General features: G+C 32.6%; 14 protein-coding genes and 1 tRNA gene. 11 read left to right on the top strand and 4 right to left on the bottom strand.

The features are described 5' to 3' along the window. Nucleotides 1-7 precede the first annotated feature (7 nt). The 7 genes from ACSVH2_RS09300 (at nt 8) to ACSVH2_RS09330 (ending at nt 11,338) form a co-directional block, all read left to right on the top strand. Nucleotides 8-1,066, top strand: a complete 1,059-nt coding sequence (locus tag ACSVH2_RS09300; RefSeq protein WP_438092896.1) for a nucleoid-associated protein — start codon at nt 8-10, stop codon at nt 1,064-1,066. A gap of 123 nt (nt 1,067-1,189) precedes the next feature. Beyond that, the gene (locus ACSVH2_RS09305) at nt 1,190-3,043 is read left to right on the top strand and encodes a hypothetical protein (RefSeq protein ID WP_438092897.1); all 1,854 of its coding nucleotides are present in this window, start codon (nt 1,190-1,192) and stop codon (nt 3,041-3,043) included. Nucleotides 3,044-3,178: 135 nt separating this feature from the next. Then, nucleotides 3,179-3,445 carry a hypothetical protein gene (locus tag ACSVH2_RS09310; RefSeq protein WP_438092898.1) on the top strand — a complete coding sequence of 89 codons (267 nt, stop codon included), beginning with the start codon at nt 3,179-3,181 and terminating at the stop codon, nt 3,443-3,445. A gap of 48 nt (nt 3,446-3,493) precedes the next feature. Then, nucleotides 3,494-4,390, top strand: coding sequence for an ABC transporter ATP-binding protein (locus ACSVH2_RS09315; protein ID WP_438092899.1), 897 nt, complete (start codon nt 3,494-3,496; stop codon nt 4,388-4,390). Between the two features lie 11 nt (nt 4,391-4,401). Beyond that, the gene (locus ACSVH2_RS09320) at nt 4,402-5,238 is read left to right on the top strand and encodes an ABC transporter permease (protein ID WP_438092900.1); all 837 of its coding nucleotides are present in this window, start codon (nt 4,402-4,404) and stop codon (nt 5,236-5,238) included. Nucleotides 5,239-5,320: 82 nt separating this feature from the next. Continuing rightward, nucleotides 5,321-10,417, top strand: a complete 5,097-nt coding sequence (locus ACSVH2_RS09325) for a T9SS type B sorting domain-containing protein (protein WP_438092901.1) — start codon at nt 5,321-5,323, stop codon at nt 10,415-10,417. Between the two features lie 3 nt (nt 10,418-10,420). Then, entirely contained in the window at nt 10,421-11,338 is a 918-nt protein-coding gene (locus ACSVH2_RS09330; RefSeq protein WP_438092902.1) for an alpha/beta hydrolase, read from the top strand. A 48-nt stretch (nt 11,339-11,386) separates the two neighbouring features. Here ACSVH2_RS09330 and typA read toward each other — a convergent pair whose 3' ends face one another. Then, complete coding sequence (gene typA, locus ACSVH2_RS09335) at nt 11,387-13,183, bottom strand: translational GTPase TypA (RefSeq protein ID WP_438092903.1); 1,797 nt, start codon at nt 13,181-13,183, stop codon at nt 11,387-11,389. Between the two features lie 152 nt (nt 13,184-13,335). On the opposite strand from typA, the gene ACSVH2_RS09340 reads away from it, so the two are divergent. Beyond that, entirely contained in the window at nt 13,336-15,054 is a 1,719-nt protein-coding gene (locus tag ACSVH2_RS09340; RefSeq protein WP_438092904.1) for a PAS domain-containing sensor histidine kinase, read from the top strand. Between the two features lie 12 nt (nt 15,055-15,066). Continuing rightward, a complete protein-coding gene (locus tag ACSVH2_RS09345) occupies nt 15,067-15,480 on the top strand; it encodes a response regulator (RefSeq protein WP_438092905.1) in 414 nt (137 codons plus the stop codon). Between the two features lie 70 nt (nt 15,481-15,550). Here the strand turns inward: ACSVH2_RS09345 and rpsT are convergent, their stop codons facing one another. The 3 genes from rpsT to proS form a co-directional block, all read right to left on the bottom strand. Next, complete coding sequence (gene rpsT / locus ACSVH2_RS09350; protein WP_396174309.1) at nt 15,551-15,802, bottom strand: 30S ribosomal protein S20; 252 nt, start codon at nt 15,800-15,802, stop codon at nt 15,551-15,553. Nucleotides 15,803-15,826: 24 nt separating this feature from the next. Continuing rightward, a tRNA-Glu gene (locus ACSVH2_RS09355) sits at nt 15,827-15,898 on the bottom strand. A gap of 78 nt (nt 15,899-15,976) precedes the next feature. Beyond that, complete coding sequence (gene proS / locus ACSVH2_RS09360; RefSeq protein ID WP_438092906.1) at nt 15,977-17,455, bottom strand: proline--tRNA ligase; 1,479 nt, start codon at nt 17,453-17,455, stop codon at nt 15,977-15,979. A 100-nt stretch (nt 17,456-17,555) separates the two neighbouring features. Here proS and ACSVH2_RS09365 point away from each other — a divergent pair, with 100 nt between their 5' ends. Together ACSVH2_RS09365 and ACSVH2_RS09370 are read left to right on the top strand one after the other, a co-directional pair. Beyond that, a complete protein-coding gene (locus tag ACSVH2_RS09365) occupies nt 17,556-18,434 on the top strand; it encodes a hypothetical protein (protein ID WP_438092907.1) in 879 nt (292 codons plus the stop codon). A 68-nt stretch (nt 18,435-18,502) separates the two neighbouring features. Next, the gene (locus ACSVH2_RS09370; protein WP_438092908.1) at nt 18,503-20,047 is read left to right on the top strand and encodes an OmpP1/FadL family transporter; all 1,545 of its coding nucleotides are present in this window, start codon (nt 18,503-18,505) and stop codon (nt 20,045-20,047) included. Nucleotides 20,048-20,090 lie beyond the last annotated feature (43 nt).

Consider the following 20,090-nt stretch of genomic DNA (forward strand, 5'->3'; position numbering starts at 1 on the left):
TTAAAAAATGATAAACCTATTTAACGCTCATATTGAGAGCTTATCAATACACCGTGTGGGAAACAAAAGTCGTAACGAAGCGATATTCCTTTCGGAACAACCTTACAGTTTGAATGATGAAATTGTTCCGCTATTAAAGGAATATTTTTTCAAACCTTTTCGTGAAAAAGAAGAAAACTATTTTCAATTTGCACACGAGGTAGATTTGGAATACAACGACATGTTTAATTTGGTAACGGAAATTTTTACCAATCCAAGTACTACGCACGAAGTATCAAAAAAAATTACCAAACACCTGTTTGAACAGTCCAATCATCCTCACATCAAGAATGGTGAAGTATATGTTGCTTATATTACCAATATCAATATTGACAATAATGTGGTGGATGCCATTGGCGTTTTTAAAAGCGAAATACAAACTGATTTTATGCAGTTTGAAGAAAAAGGAACTACACTCGAAATGATTTTGCAACAAGGAATTAACCTAAACAAACTCGATAAAGGGTGTTTGATTTTTAATCATAAAAAAGAAGAAGGATATAAAATTTTAACAGTAGATAGCAATCGATATGATGCACGTTATTGGTTAGAACATTTCCTTTCGGTGGATGCGTTTCAAGATGAAAATTTTTATACCAAAAAATATTTGAAATTCTGTCAAGGTTTTGCCAAAGATGTTGTTTTTCCTGCCGAAGATAAAAAGGAAGAAGTGATGTTTATGAACCGTTCCGTAAACTATTTTGCTAAAAACGACGAGTTTGAAGAAAGCAATTTCCTAAACGAAGTGTTAGACAATCCTGATTTGATTCCAGAATTCAAAAATTATAAAGTAGATAAAGGCGAAAAGTATAGCATTGAAGACATTACCAATTTCCCAATTGCAAATGCAGCCGTTTCTGATGCTCGAAAGTCGATTAAAAATGTCATTAACTTAGATACTAATATTCAAATCAAACTGGATTTCATCAACCCTGAAAGTGCCGAAAAGTATGTTGAAAAAGGTTGGGACGAAGAAAAACAAATGTATTATTACTTAGTTTATTTCAATAAAGAACAGAAAAGTTAACCTTTTTATCATTCTAAACGAAGTGAAGAATCTCATCCTCAATTGGTAAAACAGTTGAGGATTTTTTTATTGGTAATGTTAAATGCTGTAAAATAGGGCTTTAATTTTTTTATATTTGTTAAAATGGTTGAAATTACTATAAATAAAAAGTTGCTTTTTGGATTGTTGATGTTTTCATTAACTTGTCTAAATACAAGTGCGCAGGTGAAAAACAGTGGCAATGACTCGACCAAAGTTTACAAGGATATAAAAAAGTATTCAAAAAAAAACAAATTCAACGAGTCTGTATATAAGCTATTATTTAAGTCGAAAAGAAAATCAAAACCAACCGCTACAGATAAGAGGAAAAAGTATTTTATAAAAAAATCATTTGACAGAGGCGAAGGTAAGATCATCAGAAACATCAATATTGAAACGCTAGATCCATTTGGTTATGCCGTTGATAATTATTCTGACAAACCCGAGAAAGGAGTTGAAAAATTCGGAAATAGTATTCATTTCAAAACTAGAAAATGGACCATTCGAAATCTTTTGCTTTTTAAAAAAAATGAAGCCTTAGATTCTCTCATAGCCAAAGAATCGGAGCGTTTGATAAGAAAACAACGCTATGTAAGAAGTGTTATTATTAATCCTGTTGAAATTCCAAATTCCAAAGATTCAATTGATATTTCAGTTCGTGTATTAGACTCATGGAGCTTAGTTCCCGATTTTACTATTTCAAGTTCGCAAACTAGTTATGGTATTACCGAAAAGAATTTTATGGGATTAGGTCACGAATTTAAAAATGACTTTGTCAACCGATTTGACAATGGCGATAATGCTTATTTGGGTAAATATTCTATTTCCAATATTAAAAACACCTACATCAATGCAACGTTTCTTTATGAAAATTCATTAAAAAATAATACTAGAAAAAGTGCTCGAGTGGAGCGAACTTTTTTCTCTCCTTTAACACGATTGGCTGGTGGTGTTTTTTTTGAAAACCGATTTTATGTTGACTCGCTACCAAACACAGATGAAATTTTTGAAGACCAACATTTCAAATTAGAAACCCAGGAATATTGGCTTGGACATTCATTTAAAGTTTTTAAAGGAAAAGATATCGATTTTAGAGCCACAAATCTGGTAACTACAATTGGTTATAAAAATGTGAAGTATCTTGAAACACCAACCGAAGAATATGATCCTTCTCATTTTTTTTCATCCGAAAAATTATACCTGACAAGTATTGGTATCAATACTAGAAAATATGCTCAGGATAAATATTTATTCAATTTTGGTATTGTTGAGGATGTTCCCTATGGGCAAGTTTACTCGATAACGGCTGGTTTTCAGGATAAAAATTATGAAAAAAGAGCTTACTTTGGTGGTCGATTTGCCTATGGTGACTATTTTTCTTTTGGCTATCTTAGTTTGAATTCCGAATGGGGAAGTTTTTACAGTAATGGTTGCACCGAAGAAACTACTTTTCGTTTTGAAATGAACTATTTTTCCAATTTATTAAAGTTTGGAAAATGGAAAATAAGACAATTCATAAAACCAACTTTAGTGCTAGGAAATCATAGAGCACCTATTATAAAAGACCGTCTTCTTTTAACTGATTCTAATGGGCTTTCAGGGTTTGAAAATCCTTTAGTAAATGGAATTAAAAAAATTACAGCTTCTTTTCAAACCCAAACCTATGTTCCTGGAAATTGGCATGGATTTCACTTTAGTCCATTTTACAATATGACTTTTGGATTGCTTGGCGATGAAACTAATGAATTCATAAATGAAAGATTGTATTCAAAATTTAGTTTGGGGGTTTTAATCAATAACGATTATTTGGTTTTCGATAATTTTCAAATATCCATTTCTTACTATCCTTCTATACCTTTTGAAGGCACAAATATTTTTAAAACAAACTCCCTTAAAAACGATGATATAGCGCTACCCGATTTCGAAATTGGTCAGCCTATTATTGTTCCGTATAAATAATCCTAACTCATTTATAGTTAATATATTGTAAGTATTTTTATTAAATTTTGCTTCGAAAATGTATTTCATCGATTTTATTTTGCATTTAAACAGATAATCAATACGTTTACTATAGAAAAATTAAAACCTTATCCTATGAAAACAAACTACTTAACTCAAGGAATGGTGAAAAAAAATTATATCTGTTCTTTGTTTGGGCATCGCTATATTGAGACCAAAAAGGTGAATACACATTTTAGAGAATTTGAATGTAAAAATTGTAAAACGCAAGCTACTAATGACAGCGTAGGTCAAAAAATAACATTAACTTCAGAACTTAAAGAAATCAATGAAACACTTTTCTATTTAAACTTAAAAAGACAATTTCTCGCGAAATTTTATTTCCAAAAAAAAGAACAGTAACAAAAGAGAGGTTTAATCGTCATACATTTAAACCCTAAAATGTTCCCTTTGGACACTACTATTCTTTCTATAAAAAAACTAAATAAACGTTACGGCAAAATTCATGCTTTAAAAGACGTTTCTCTCGAAATACATAAAGGTAATGTTTATGGAATTCTAGGTCCAAACGGAAGTGGAAAATCCACCACATTAGGAATTGTATTGAATGTTGTGAACAAAACTTCGGGAGAATACAGTTGGTTCAACGGAACCATGAAAACACATGAAGCTTTGAAAAAAGTGGGCGCTATTATCGAAAGACCCAACTTCTATCCCTATATGTCAGCCAAAGAAAACTTAGAACTGGTTTGTAAAATAAAAGGGATTGATTATTCAAAAGTGACTGAAAAACTAGAAATTGTTGGGCTAATCGATAGAAAAGACAGTAAATTCAAAACTTTTTCTTTGGGAATGAAACAAAGATTAGCCATTGCTTCTGCCCTATTAAATGATCCGGAAATTTTAATTTTAGATGAACCTACAAATGGTCTTGACCCACAAGGAATTCATCAAATTCGAGATATTATCAGACTAATTGCTTCACAAGGAACAACAATTCTTTTGGCTTCTCATTTATTGGACGAAGTAGAAAAAGTATGCAGTCATGTTTTGGTTTTGCGTTTTGGAGAAATTCTCTATTCAGGAACGGTGGATGGCATGAGTAATCAGCTTGGTTTTTTTGAACTTCAATCCGATAACAGTTCTTTACTGATAGCAACATTAAAAAATCATCCAGAAATAGATAAAATTACTGAAATTGATGGAAAAATTATTGTTCATTTCAAAGATAAAGTTGATGCCGCACAATTGAATAAATATTTATCTGATAATGATATTTATCTAAACCATCTTGTGAACAAAAAACTAAGTTTAGAAGAACAATTTTTAGCATTGACCAATTCCTAATTGCCATTATCATGAAAAGATTACTCGCCATAGAATTACAAAAAATCTGGAAAAATCGAGCCAGCAGAATACTCACCATTAGTTATTTTGTGATTCTCTCTTTTATTGCTTTAATAGCGTCGATTAAATTTGATATTGGAAATTTTAAATTGCATTTTGCCGAAATGGGAATTTTCAATTTTCCTTTTATATGGCATTTCAACACCTATATTGCCTCAATTCTGAAATTCTTTCTCGCCATTGTTATTGTATCGATGATGGCCAACGAATACAGCTATGGCACTTTGAAACAAAACCTCATCGATGGAATGAGTAAAAAAGAATTTGTGCTCTCTAAATTCTTAACTGTGGTACTTTTTGCTTTCTCTTCTACGGTATTTGTGTTTGTAATGTCTCTACTTTTGGGCTATAGCTTTTCTTCTTACACCGAATTGGAGATTGTGTTTTCTGATTTGATTTATTTGTTAGCATACTTTGTTAAACTTCTTGGATTTTTCTCCTTCTGTTTATTTCTCGGAATTTTAATAAAACGCTCAGCATTTGCAATTGGATTTTTGTTTGTTTGGTTTTTAGCCGAAAAAATATCATATTTAACTTTAAAGTTTGATATATTCAATCGTGATCCACGAGTAGATCAAGTTTATACTTTCATGCCACTAGAGTCAATGAGTAATCTTATTATTGAGCCTTTTTCAAGATTATCCATTATAAAAAATATTCAAAGTGCTGTAGGAGAAAAAGGGGTTAAGGATTATGATGTTCACTTCTCGTCTCTTCTGATTGTCTTAGTTTGGACCGCAATTTTCATTTATCTATCATATGCCATAATCAAAAAGCGCGATTTATAATCAATCTTTATCTTTTCTTAAAGAAACCATAAAAGGAGCCAATTCGTTTTACGATTTCTCTTTTATTTGTTATTTTTATCAAATGAAAAAGAAGTTACTATTTTTATTATTTACTGTTCTATTTTCTATAAATTGTTTCTCACAATTTAGCAAAACACACTACATTCCACCATTATCTGGTGCTACTAGCGTTACATCAGAAGATCAATATTTATATATTTCTACACCTAGTAATAATCCCATAAATTTTCGAATTATTGAATTGGGTGGTAACACAATAACTGGAACAGTTTCTAGAAATGTTCCGTATGTTTATTATGTTGGCTTTGGTAATGATACACAACTTCATGTTGATGCTTCTGGTACTAATGCTGTATACGACAATAAAGGTTACATTGTTGAAGCAGATGATCTAGTTTATGTTTCTGCTCGCGTTACTGCTGGAAGTGGAAATCAAGCTGGCGAATTAGTTTCTAAAGGTTTGGCTTCTTTAGGAAAACGTTTTAGAATTGGTGCTTTTACCAATACTTTGGTGGGGAATTATGTTGATATTCATACTACTTTTGTATCCGTTCTTGCTACTGAAAATAATACCGTAGTAAATTTTAGTAATTTAAAAGCAGGAGTCACACCAATAAATAGTACAACTGGAAATGCTCCATTTAGTGTAACCTTAAACAGTGGAGAAAGTTATGTCTTGGCTGTTCAAGGACCAAATAATGCTAATAGAGATGGATTAATTGGGTCTTTAGTAACAGCCGATAAACCTATTGCGGTTAATTGTGGTTCATTTGGTGGCAGCAATGCCGTTGGAAATCTTGATCTGGGTTTTGACCAAATAGTGTCTGCGGAAAGAACCGGAATGCAATATATTTTTATAAAAAGTACTGGAATTGATGCTGTAGAAAAAGTATTAATTGTAGCCGATGAAGACAATACTGAAATTTTTATCAACGGTGCAACAACAGCTGTTACTTCGCTAAGTGCAGGACAATATTATGAGTTACTTGGTAACACTTTTAATGCTGATGGTAATTTATTTGTACAAACTTCAAAAAAAGTTTTTGCTTATCAAAGTATAGGCGATAATGGTGCATCCGACCAAAGAAATCAAGAAATGTTCTTTGTTCCACCATTAAGTTGCCAAACACCAAGAGTTATAGATAACATACCTTTCATTGATTTTGTAGGTTCAAGACAATTTACAGGAAGAGTTACATTAGTTACTAAAACAGCCGCTACTCTAACTTTTCTAATTGATGGTATAAACTATACACTAGCTACTTTACCTTTTGGTATTACGGTTGATGGACCAACAAATGTAACTGGAAATACAAATTACCAAACTTATGTTCTAACTGGTGTTACTGGAAACGTATCTGTTTATTCAACCGGAGAATTGTATTTAGCGGCTTATGGTTCAAGTGGTGCAGCAACTTTTGGCGGATTTTATTCTGGTTTTACTTTCAAACCCGAAGTGTCATTTAGTCAAATTGATTTAACCCAAGCAAGTTGTATTCCTAATACTGTTTTATCTGTAAACACATTGAGTCCTTTTGATACATTTCAATGGTATTTTAATAATGTCCTAATTCCTGGTGCTACAAATAGTGCTTTTACTCCTCTAAATCCAGGATATTATTATGTTTCGGCTACAATATCGGGTTGTGGTGCTCCAATAGACTCTGATAAAATACCGGTAAGCACATGTCCCATTGACACTGATAATGATGGTGTGAATAATAACTCCGATTTGGATAATGACAACGATGGGATAACTAATTGTAATGAGTCCTATGGAAATCAAAATTTTAATTTAACCAACACTGCGACAGGAACAATTGCTGTTGGAAATTATACTAATTCTTATACAGGTGCCATAGCATTTTCTGGAACTGGAATTCCTTCAGCAACACCTATAATTGGTGATGCTTTAGGCAATTTTACAACCGAAGCAGCACAAGGAAAAAATAATGCTGTAAGTTATACGGTTTCTAATTTCACAAGTCCTATTAGTTTATCCGTTGAATATGCGTCAACTGCATTGGGAAATGATTTATTTACTTCCTCTACAGAAATAAGAATTACTTGTCCCGTAAGTAAAACACTAACTATTTTAAATCCAGGGAATCAAATTTTAATTGACACCAACTATGATGGGATTTTCGAAAATGGAGTTACCCAATTTTCTTCTTTTGAGATTCGCTTTCGATTAAATAGCAATGTGCCTTTGGTTGCAGGAACAGGAACTTTTTCTATCAAAGGTAATTTGATAAATTCTTTAACGATAACTAATATCAATCTTGTTGATACAAGTACAAGCAGAGTGGCATTGCGTTTATTAGCTACTTGCGTTCCAAAAGATTCCGACAATGATGGAATTGCTGACCAAGATGATTATGATAGTGACAATGATTCGATACTCGATTTTGTAGAATCTCAAGGTGCAAATGTGATTGCACTTTCCAATGTAGATGCTAATAGTGATGGTATTGATGATGCCTTTGGCAATGGTTTAAATCCAGCAGACAACGACATTGATTTAGTTCCTAATTATTTAGATTTAGATTCCGACAACGATGGAATTCATGATTTAGACGAATCCGGAAGCAACGCTACTGATGCCAATAGTAACGGAATTATTGATGGTGCTAATTTTGGTTCTAATGGCTTGGCTAATAGTCTAGAAACATCTCCAGACAATGGAATCTTAAACTTTACATTGGCTGATACTGATTCCGATGGTATTTTTAATTATGTTGAATTAGACAGTGATAATGATTTGTGTAATGATGTTGTAGAAGCGGGTTATTTGGACAGTAATAGTGATGGATTATTAGGAGGAACAACACCTCCAACAATTAATACTAATGGAATTGTAACCAGTGGTGTTGGATATGGAAATCCGAATATAAATTATATCACTGCTGCTCCAATTATCATTTCTACACAACCACAAAACTTTACCAGTTGTGAATTACAATCAACCACTTTTACTGTAATTTCAAATGCGGTAAATTCATATCAATGGCAACTTTCAACGGATAATGGTACAACTTGGAACAATATAGTTAATAATGCTACATATTCTGGAGCAACAACAGCAAGTTTAAACATAACTAGTGTTGCCCCAACAATGAGTGGAAACTTGTATCGAGTATTTCTAAACAAAAACGGAAATTCTTGTGGTTTGTTTTCAACTTCCGCTGTTTTAACAACCTATCCATTGCCTGTGGTTACAACGCCTATTACATTAAAACAATGTGATAATGATACTGATGCCATTTCTACATTCAATTTAACACAGAAAAACGATGTGATTTCGGCTAACTATTTAAATGAAACTTTTACTTATTATACCTCTTTAACAGCAGCAAATACTCAAAACAATACATTTTTGATAGCCAATCCTTTAGCTCATACATCAGGAAATACAAGTGTTTATGCTCGAGTAGAAAATAGTAATGGTTGTTTTCGTGTTGCCAGAATAGATTTGATTGTTTCGGTAACTCAAATTCCAGCTAGTTTTGTCATTCCAAATCAGTACTTATGCGATGACTATCTCGATGCGGTGAATAATGATAGAGATGGAATTTCCGGACCGTTCAATTTTACGGCCATTCAAAACAGTCTAATTGCTATTTTACCCAATAATGTTTCCATAAAATTTTATAAAACAGAAGCCGATTTCCTTGCCGAAACAGATGCTGTTGGAAACTCACTTGCCATTACAGATATTGCAAATTATAGAAATATAGGTTTTCCAAATTCGCAAACCATTTGGGTTCGAGTAGAAAGCACACTCGACAATTCCTGTTTTGGATTTAAAACATTTAATGTCGTGGTTGAGGCTTTACCAACTGCCAATCCTGTAAATGCTAACAATTTAATCCGTCATTGCGATGACAATCAAGATGGAATTTATGGCTTTGATACTTCAGGAATTCAAGCTGCTGTTTTGAACGGACAAACGGGTGTGAATGTGAAATATTTCAGAGCCAACGGAACACAAATCATTCCATTTTCAAACCCTTATTTTGTAACAGGAACGGAAACCATCACTATTAGAGTGAGTAACAATACAACTCAAACTATCGGACAACCTTGTTATGATGAAGTCCAGCTTCAATTTATTGTTGACGATTTACCTCAAGCATTTGCTATAAATCCGAACTTAACTTCGAGATGTGATGATGAACCAAATCCGATTAATCAAGATGGTTTTATTGATTTTGATACTTCGTCATTTTTAAATACGATTTTAGGTTCGCAAACCGGAATGAACGTTTACTATTATGACCAAAATAATGTTCTTATTCCTAGTACGTTACCAAATCAACTCCCAAATCCTTTTCGAACAAGCACACAAAATGTAAAAGTTGTGGTCGAAAACCCAATAAATACAAGTTGTACCGCCGAACTTATCATCCCTTTTATTGTAAATCCGACACCAAAAATAGACCAAGAAGAAAGCATAATAATTTGTCTTCCTGATACACAAGCGTCTATTGATGCAGGAATTCTAGATGGAACACTAACCTCAAATTATACCTATCAATGGTATTTAAACAATGCTATGTTACTTGGACAAACCAATCCAACTTTGACAGTTAGTTCACCTGGATTGTATAGTGTTTTAGTAACCAATGCCTATACTTGTTTTAATACAAGAAATATAACCGTTACTGGTTCCGAAGTTGCTACAATCACTAGTATTGATGTTGTTGATTTAGCCGAAGTCAACTCTATACTGGTAAACTATATTGGTTCTGGACTATACGAGTTTGCATTAGATGATGTAAATGGACCATACCAAGACAGTAATTTATTTAACAATGTTCCCATTGGACTTCACGAATTGTATGTTCGCGATAAAAATGGTTGTGGTACACTTGGTCCAATTGCCGTTTCTGTTCTAGGAATTCCAAAATATTTCACTCCAAATGGAGATGGATTTCACGATTTTTGGAATGTTAAAGGCGCTAGTTATCTTTCAAATTCTAAATCTATAATTTATATTTTTGACCGATTTGGCAAATTACTGAAACAAATATCAGCAACAAGTCCAGGTTGGGATGGAACATACAATGGTCACCAAATGCCCGCAGATGATTACTGGTATTCCATTCAATTTGAAGACGGTCGAAGCGACAAAGGACATTTTGCGTTGAAAAGATAGTATATGAAAAAAATAGTATTACCATTTATTATACTTATAAGCATGATTACACATGCACAAGTTGCAAAAGTTACTACGGGTAAATTAGAACACTTTGAAAATTTTAAATCTCAGTTTGTAGACTCTAGAAACATTGATGTTTGGTTACCCGATGGATATTCCAAAAAAGAAAAATATGCTGTAATCTACATGCACGATGGACAAATGCTTTTCGACCCAAACTTGACGTGGAACAAACAATCATGGAAGGTAGACGAAATCGCAGGAAAGCTAATAACTGAAAATAAAACCCAAAAATTCATCATCGTTGCCATTTGGAATAATGGATTGAAACGCCATCCTGAATATTATCCTCAGAACGCTTATAAAAAATTAACAGAAGAAGAAAAAAAATTTATTTCCAATAATTTATTAAAAAAGAAAAAAATAGCGGAAAACTTTAATCCAATTTCTGATAATTATTTGAAATTTATTGTAACCGAATTAAAACCCTTTATTGACAAAACTTTTTCGACCAAAACCGATAGAGCCAATACTTTTATTGCGGGTTCAAGTATGGGAGGTTTGATTTCGATGTATGCTATTTGTGAATATCCAAAGGTGTTTGGTGGTGCAGCTTGTTTATCAACTCATTGGACAGGTATTTACCAACTTGACAACAATCCAATTCCAGAAACTTTTTTTACTTACTTAAAAAAACACTTGCCAAAGCCAAAAAATCATAAAATCTACTTTGATTATGGAGACAAAACACTTGATTCCTTATATCCTACACTTCAAAAAAGAGTTGATGTAATTATGAAAGAAAAAGGATTTACAGAGGAAAATTGGGTTACTAAATATTTTCCCGGAGAAGATCATTCGGAAAAAGCATGGCATGATAGATTTCAAATTCCATTGGAATTTTTGCTAAAAATTTAAAATAAAAAAAGCCATCTAATAGATGGCTTTTTAGTGTCTTATATAAAATTAGATTTTATATCTTTTTCTATCCGTTTCGTTCAAATAAATTTTACGTAAACGAATTGATTTAGGTGTAACCTCTACATATTCATCTTTTTGAATGTATTCCAACGCTTCTTCCAATGAGAAAATAATTGGCGGAATGATTCTTGCCTTTTCGTCGTTTCCAGAAGAACGTACATTAGACTGTTTTTTGGCTTTCGTTACGTTAATACACATATCATCGCCACGAGAATTCTCACCAATAACTTGTCCTTCGTATATTTCATCATTTGGATTAACAAAGAATTTACCTCTATCTTGTAATTTATCAATAGAATAAGGAATAGCTTTACCATTTTCCATAGAAATCAAAGAACCATTATTACGTCCAGGAATATCGCCTTTGAAAGGTTCATATCCAATATAACGGTGAGCCATGATTGCTTCTCCAGCAGTAGCTGTTAATAACTGATTACGCAATCCAATAATTCCACGAGATGGAATATTGAATTTCACTATCATACGTTCGCCCTTTGCTTCCATAGAAAGCATTTCTCCTTTACGGATAGAAACAAACTCTACAGCTCTACCCGATAAACTTTCAGGTAAGTCAATGGTTAATTCTTCTATTGGCTCACATTTTACACCATCAATTTCTTTGATAATAACTTGTGGTTGGCCAATTTGTAATTCGTAACCTTCTCTTCTCATGGTTTCAATAAGAACCGACAAGTGAAGTACACCACGACCAAAAACCATAAATTTATCAGCCGAGTCAGTTTCACCAAGCTTCATAGCTAAGTTTTTCTCTAATTCTTTAGTTAATCTATCTCTAATGTGACGAGAAGTTACAAACTTTCCTTCCTTACCAAAGAATGGTGAGTCGTTAATGGTAAACAACATACTCATTGTTGGCTCATCTATAGCAATAGTTTGTAGTGCTTCAGGATTTTCAAAATCGGCAATAGTATCACCAATTTCAAAACCTTCTACTCCAACAATCGCACAAATATCTCCTGCAATTACTTCTTGCACTTTTTTACGACCAAGCCCTTCAAAAGTGTGTAATTCTTTAATTCTTGATTTCATTATAGCTCCATCTCTTTTTACTAAAGAAATTGGCATTCCTTCTTTTAATACACCTCTTTCTAATCTACCAATAGCGATACGACCAGTAAAAGAGGAGAAATCTAATGAAGTAATTAACATTTGTGGCGTTCCTTCAGAAACTTTTGGTGCTGGAACATGTTCAACAACCATATCTAAAAGTGGCTCAATATTGTCTGTTAAGTTTTCCCAGTGATCAGACATCCAATTGTTTTTTGCCGAACCATAAACGGTTGGGAAATCTAATTGCCATTCTTCAGCACCCAATTCAAACATTAAGTCGAAAACTTTTTCATGAACTTCCTCAGGTGTACAGTTTTCTTTATCCACTTTATTGATAACTACACATGGCTTCAAACCTAAATCAATAGCTTTTTGCAATACGAAACGTGTCTGTGGCATTGGACCTTCAAAAGCATCAACCAATAAACAAACTCCATCGGCCATGTTCAAAACTCTCTCTACTTCACCACCAAAGTCGGCGTGACCAGGAGTATCAATAATATTGATTTTTGTTCCTTTATATACAACAGATACATTTTTTGAAGTAATGGTAATTCCTCTTTCACGCTCTAAGTCGTTGTTATCAAGAATTAAATCACCAGTATTCTCGTTTTCACGAAATAACTGACAATGATACATAATTTTATCAACCAAAGTAGTCTTACCGTGGTCAACGTGAGCAATAATAGCAATGTTTCTAATAGATTCCATCTGTGTTTTTTTTCAAGGTGCAAAGGTACACTTTATTTTTGGATAAAAAATTAGTTTACATTTTATTAAGAGTACCGTTAAAGTTTATAAAATACTTAATAAGTTTTTTTACAAATTTTAAAACTTATTTGAATTTATATATATTTGGAGTAATGAAAAATTATTCAAAAAAAATAACCTTAGTTTACTTCTTTATATTGCTTCTTTTGGCTTTAGTGGGTCAAACCATCTTCTTTAGTTTAACCCAAGCGTTACCTGAAAATACTGCTATATATTTTTATTTGAAAGATTTTATTTTCATAGCAATAGCAATCATTATATTTATCATTCTACTTCGTCAAAAAGACAATAGAAATATTGCGGTTTTTGAAAAATTAAAAGTCACTAATAATGAGATATCAGAATCGAACGAACGCTATGACATAGTTGCCAAAGCCACAAGTGATACTATTTGGGATTGGAAAATTGAAGATGATAGTTTCGAGTGGAATAAAGGAATTCAGGGCGTTTTTGGATACAAAAAAGAAGATGTTGGTAAAACTTCCAAATGGTGGTTTGATAGAATTCATCCTGAAGATAGTTTGAAAATGTCAGTGAAACTATATTCATTTCTAGAACAAAAAACAGAAAAATGGCAAGACGAATATCAATTTCAATGTGCTGATGGAAGTTACAAATATGTTTTGGATAGAGGCTTTTTAATGAAAGACAATGATGGAAAACCCATTAGAATGATTGGAGCTATTCAAGACATCACTAAACAAAAAGCAGAGGAACAAAGACTTAGGCTGCTTGAAACGGTTATTACGCAAACAAAAGAAGCCGTTATGATTACCAATATTGACACTTCTGAAAATGATATACCTAACATCATATATGTCAACTCAGCATTTACAGATATGACTGGTTATCAATCAGAAGATATTATTGGGAAATCTCCAGTATTGCTTTTTGGAAAAAAATCAGATGTCTTAGAACTTGATAAACTAAAAACCGCAATTCAAGACTATAAAGAATGCTTAATAGAAACGCTGAGTTATAAAAAGAATGGTGATGAGTTTTGGGTAAATTTATCCATGATACCCGTAACCAACAAAGATGGAGAACACTCACACTGGATTTCTATACAAAGAGATATCACGGAGGAAAAAGAGAAACAAAGAGAAAGAGAGCATCTCATTAGAGAATTAACCCAAAACAACAAAGATTTAAAGCAATTCTCCTATATTACATCCCATAATTTAAGAGCACCATTATCAAATTTAACTGGATTATTAAATTTGGTTGAAGACATGACTATTGAAGATCCAGAATTAAAAGAAATTATCAATGGCTTTTCAAAATCAACTCATCTTCTGAACGAGACAATAAATGATTTGGTTAAAGTGGTTATCATAAAAGACAATACATCCATCCAAAAAGAGAAAGTTCTAATTAAAGAAATTTTTGAAAATGTTTTTAGTCAATTAGGATTCTTAATTAGTTTACACAAGCCAATTTTAAAAATTGATTTAGAAGAAGTGACTATTTTAAATATAAATAAGTCCTACTTAGAAAGTATTTTTTTAAATTTACTAACCAATGCTATAAAGTACAAAGAACCAAAAAGACAATTAAAAGTGACTATTTCATCCAAAGTTGTAAATGATAATTTGATACTCACGTTCAAAGACAACGGAATTGGAATTGACATGGAAAGAAATAAAGATAAAATTTTCGGACTGTACCAACGTTTCCACAACCATCCTGATAGCAAAGGTTTAGGATTATATTTAGTAAAATCACAAGTGGAAGCCATGGGAGGAACAATTACAGTTGTAAGTACAGTTGGAAAAGGAACCACTTTTACCATAACTTTTAAAAACAATTAATTTTTACAAAGAATGTTAGATACTATTTTTTGTGTAGACGATGACCCAATTACCTTAATGCTTTGCAAAAAAGTAATTGAAAGGGCTTCTTTTGCTAAAGAAATACATACTGCAAAAGATGGTGAAGAAGCAATTCAATACTTTGACGAATTAGCAAAGAAAAGTAAAGATGGTAAAGATATATCGTATCCAAAATTAACCTTTTTAGACCTAAACATGCCAATAATGAATGGGTGGGAGTTTTTGGAAATATACACACAAAAAGGATATCCTAATCTTTTCATTGATGCAAAATTCATCGTACTGTCTTCTACCATTGATCCTCAAGATGTAAATAAAACTAAAATTTATACAGTAGTTGTTGATTTTTTATCAAAACCCATAACCAAAGAAATGTTGGGAAATTTAAAAGATAGATTTTTATAATATCTTGGATTATAAAACAAAAAAGCACTCAAAATATGAGTGCTTTTTTGATATTGTATAAAAAGTTAAATTATAACTTAGAAACGTGTTTTGTTAATTTAGATTTTAAATTAGAAGCTTTGTTGTCATGAATGATATTTTTCTTAGCTAATTTATCAATCATTGAAATAACAGCAGACAACTTAGCAGAAGCATCAGATTTATCAGTTGCTAATCTTAATGCTTTGATAGCATTACGAGTAGTTTTGTGTTGGTATCTGTTTAATACTCTTCTTTTTTCGTTACTTCTAATTCTTTTTAAAGCTGACTTGTGATTTGCCATTTTTTCTTTTTTTTATTTAAATTGTAGCCCGTAGGGGAATCGAACCCCTCTTACATGGATGAAAACCATGCGTCCTAACCGATAGACGAACGGGCCAACTTTCTCAATGCGGATGCAAAAATACAACTATTTTTTATTTTCGCAAGTGAGTAGATAATTTTTTTTTATTTTTTTTTAATATGCTTTTGCAAACAACACTCTACCAGTAGATTTAGCTCCAGAAAAAACACATTTCCCTTCTTCTTCAATTCTGTTAAGAGGAATACAACGGATTGTGGCCTTGGTTAATTCTTTTATTTTTTCTTCTGTTTCTGCTGTTCCATCCCAATGAGCCGAAATAAATCCTGTTTTATTCTCCAACACTTCTTTAAATTCCTCAAAGGTGTTGACTTCAGTAACATGGTTGTTTCTATATTCCTCCGCTTTATTAAACAAATCTCGCTGTATTTGTTCTAATAAATTCGCAATATAATCCACTGCACCTTCATTTGAAACAATTTCTTTAGTCAAAGTGTCACGTCTAGCAATTTCAAATGTACCGTTTTCTAAATCTTTTGGACCAATAGCAATTCTCACTGGAACGCCTTTCAATTCCCATTCTGCAAATTTAAAACCAGGCTTTTGTGTCGTTCTATTATCAAACTTAACGGAAACTCCTGATTTTTTAAATTGAGCTACTAAATCATTTGCAACTTGTGAAATTTTATCAAACTCTTCTTCCGTTTTGAAAATAGGAACTATTACAACTTGTATTGGTGCTAAATTAGGAGGCAAAACCAATCCATTATCGTCGGAATGTGTCATAACTAAAGCACCCATAAGTCTAGTAGAAACACCCCAAGATGTTCCCCAAACGTATTCTTGTTTTCCTTCTTGAGTAGCAAATTTTACATCAAATGCTTTGGCAAAGTTTTGACCAAGAAAATGAGAAGTTCCAGCTTGTAATGCCTTTCCGTCCTGCATTAACGCTTCTATACAATAGGTTTCTTCTGCACCAGCAAAACGTTCTGTTTCTGTTTTCAAACCTTTGATTACTGGAATTGCCATAAAATTTTCAGCAAAATCGGCATACACATGCATCATTTTTTCAGACTCTTCTATAGCTTCTGCCTTTGTGGCATGTGCAGTATGTCCTTCTTGCCATAAAAATTCAGCCGTTCTCAAAAACAATCGCGTTCTCATTTCCCAACGAACAACGTTTGCCCATTGATTAATCAACAAAGGCAAATCTCTATAAGATTGTATCCAGTTTTTATAAGTAGACCATATTATGGCTTCACTTGTAGGTCGAACTATTAATTCTTCTTCTAGTTTAGCATTGGGGTCAACCATCAACTTCCCAGGTTTATCTGGATCATTTTTCAGTCTGTAATGTGTAACAATAGCGCATTCTTTGGCAAAACCTTCCGCATTTTTCTCTTCGGCTTCAAACATGCTTTTTGGAACAAAAAGAGGAAAATAGGCATTGCTATGCCCTGTTTCTTTAAACATTCTATCCAACTCCGCTTGCATTTTTTCCCAAATAGCATAACCATATGGTTTGATTACCATACAACCTCTTACACCTGAGTTTTCGGCCAAATCTGCTTTGACAACCAACTCATTATACCATTTTGAATAATCTTCATTTCTTGTTGTAAGGTTCTTGCTCATATTGAATAGTTTGGCACAAAAATTGTTTAACTTATTTTAACTAAATAGTTCCGCAAAACTAACTATTTTTGTATAGTCCAACAATAAAAATGCTATAGATATGAAAACTAATTATTTTTTCCAGCAAAAATTATCCATTTATACCCTACTTGGATTATTTTCCATTGTTATTTCCTCGTGTAGCTCTTATCAAAACAGTTCATACTATGATAATGATGGCATTTATGGTGGTGCACAAAATGCAAACAAAACGGTTAATTCGAACCAAAACACTCAGAGCAATAAATACCAAGAATATTTTAGTGACCTGAATAAAGACGCACAAAGTTTTACTAATGTTGAAACTTATAATACTACTAATAAAGATACAATATCCAACAATGCAGCTTGGGGAAGCAATCCTCAAAGTGTAACTGTTAATGTTTATGACAACGATTGGGGTTGGAGTTATTGGAATAATTATTGGTATGGTGGTTATTGGGGCTGGAACAGTTGGTATGGCCCAGCTTGGGGTTGGGGTTGGAATAGTTGGTATGCACCTTATTGGGGTTGGTATGGATATGGTGGCTATTATGGCTACAATAATTGGTGTGGCGGTTATTATAACAATTATTACTATTCTTATGCAGGTGGAAGAAGAGGATCAGCTTACTACGGAAACACTGTTAATGGAAGAGTAGCTAGTTCAAGAAATTCAACTTATAATAATGGTACGCGAACTAATAACGCTGTGCCTACAAGAAATAATAGTTACAATAATGTAAGATCATTTAATAATTCTACTAGAAATTATAATAACCCTACTAGAACTAACTCGACACCAAATAACGTCAGAAATCAATCTTCATCTCCTGTTCGCAGTTATTCCCCAAGTTCAAGTAATTATGGTGGTGGTCGATCATCTGGTGGTGGAAGTTATGGCGGAGGAAGTTATGGTGGTGGTGGTGGCGGTAGATCATCTGGTGGTGGAAGAAGATAATATTTTTAATATTATATTTAAAACCAAATCATTTTCTATTCAAATTTTGTCTATCTAAAATAAAAATAATGAAAAAGTTTATAATAATTAACATCATAATGTTGGCTATTTCTTATGGCTCTTATGCTCAAGAAGTGTCAGATGCTTTACGATATTCACAAGACAATTTAAACGGAACGGCGAGATTTAGAGCATTAAGTGGTGCTTTTGGAGCTCTTGGTGGAGATTTATCATCAATAAATGTTAATCCTGCAGGTTCCGCAGTGTTTAGCAACAATCAATTTGGCACCACAATCAGTAATTTTAGCACAAAGAATAACTCAAGTTATTTTGGTACAAATACCTCTGAATGTGATAATTCATTTGACTTAAATCAAGCCGGAATGGTTTTTGTTTTTAACAACAATAATACAAAGAATGATTGGAGAAAATTTAGCATCGCTCTCAATTATGAAAATGCTAATAATTTTGACAATTCTACTTTTAGCGCTGGAACAAATCCAACAAATTCGGTTGATGGTTATTTTTTACACTATGCCAATCAAAATGGAGGTGTATCAGTGACTAATTTACAATTACAGGACGGAGAAACTATAACTTCTTTATATTCCTATCTTGGATCTGTTTATGGTTTTGGAGCCCAACAAGCTTTTTTAGGGTATCAAGCTTACATTATTGACCCAGCGGCAAATTATGATGAAATTAGCAATAGAAGCTATGTCTCATTAGTTCCTGGAGGCGGAAACTATTACCAAGAAAATTACTATACAACAGACGGATACAATGGTAAATTAAACTTTAATTTTGCTACACAATATAAAGACTTCCTTTATTTAGGAATTAATTTGAATTCTCATTTTACTAGCTATTCTCAATACACCAATTTCTATGAACGAAATAATCAAGAGTCAGACGAAATCAGAATAAACAGATTGCAATTTGAAAACAGAATATCTACTTATGGAAATGGTTTTTCATTTCAACTTGGAGCTATTGCAAAAGTTACCAAAGAATTTAGACTAGGTTTATCGTATGACTCTCCTACTTGGTATAATCTAAACGACGAATTAAGTCAAAGCGTAGTTGGTGTTAGCAGTAATAATTTAGTAGAATTAGCTCCAGATGTTGTTAGTCCACAAGTTGTTATGATATACGATAGATATGAAATTCAAACTCCGGATAAGTTAACAGGAAGTATGGCATATGTTTTTGGAAATCAAGGATTAATAAGTTTTGACGTGGCTTTCAAAAATTATGGTGAAACTACGCTAACACCATCTAATGATTTTAGAAATTTAAACACATCTATTTCAAATACCTTGACCAATACAACTGAGTTCAGAGTTGGTGCCGAGAAAAAAATAAAACAATTGAGTCTCAGAGCAGGTTATAGATTTGAAGAAAGTCCCTATAAAGACACTAAAATCATGGGAGATTTGAATGGCTACTCAGGAGGATTAGGATATAATTTCGGCACTACCAAAGTTGATTTTTCCTATTCACATTCCAAAAGAAATTACCAACAACAATTCTTTTCACAAGGATTTACAGATAGTGCTAACATTGAAGCTATCACAAATAATTTTAGTTTAACATTCCTATTTGAATTATAAATTAATTTGAATTAAATAATAAACCACTTCTATTGAGGTGGTT

The organism is Flavobacterium sp. RSB2_4_14 (assembly GCF_051547085.1).
Lineage (GTDB): Bacteria > Bacteroidota > Bacteroidia > Flavobacteriales > Flavobacteriaceae > Flavobacterium.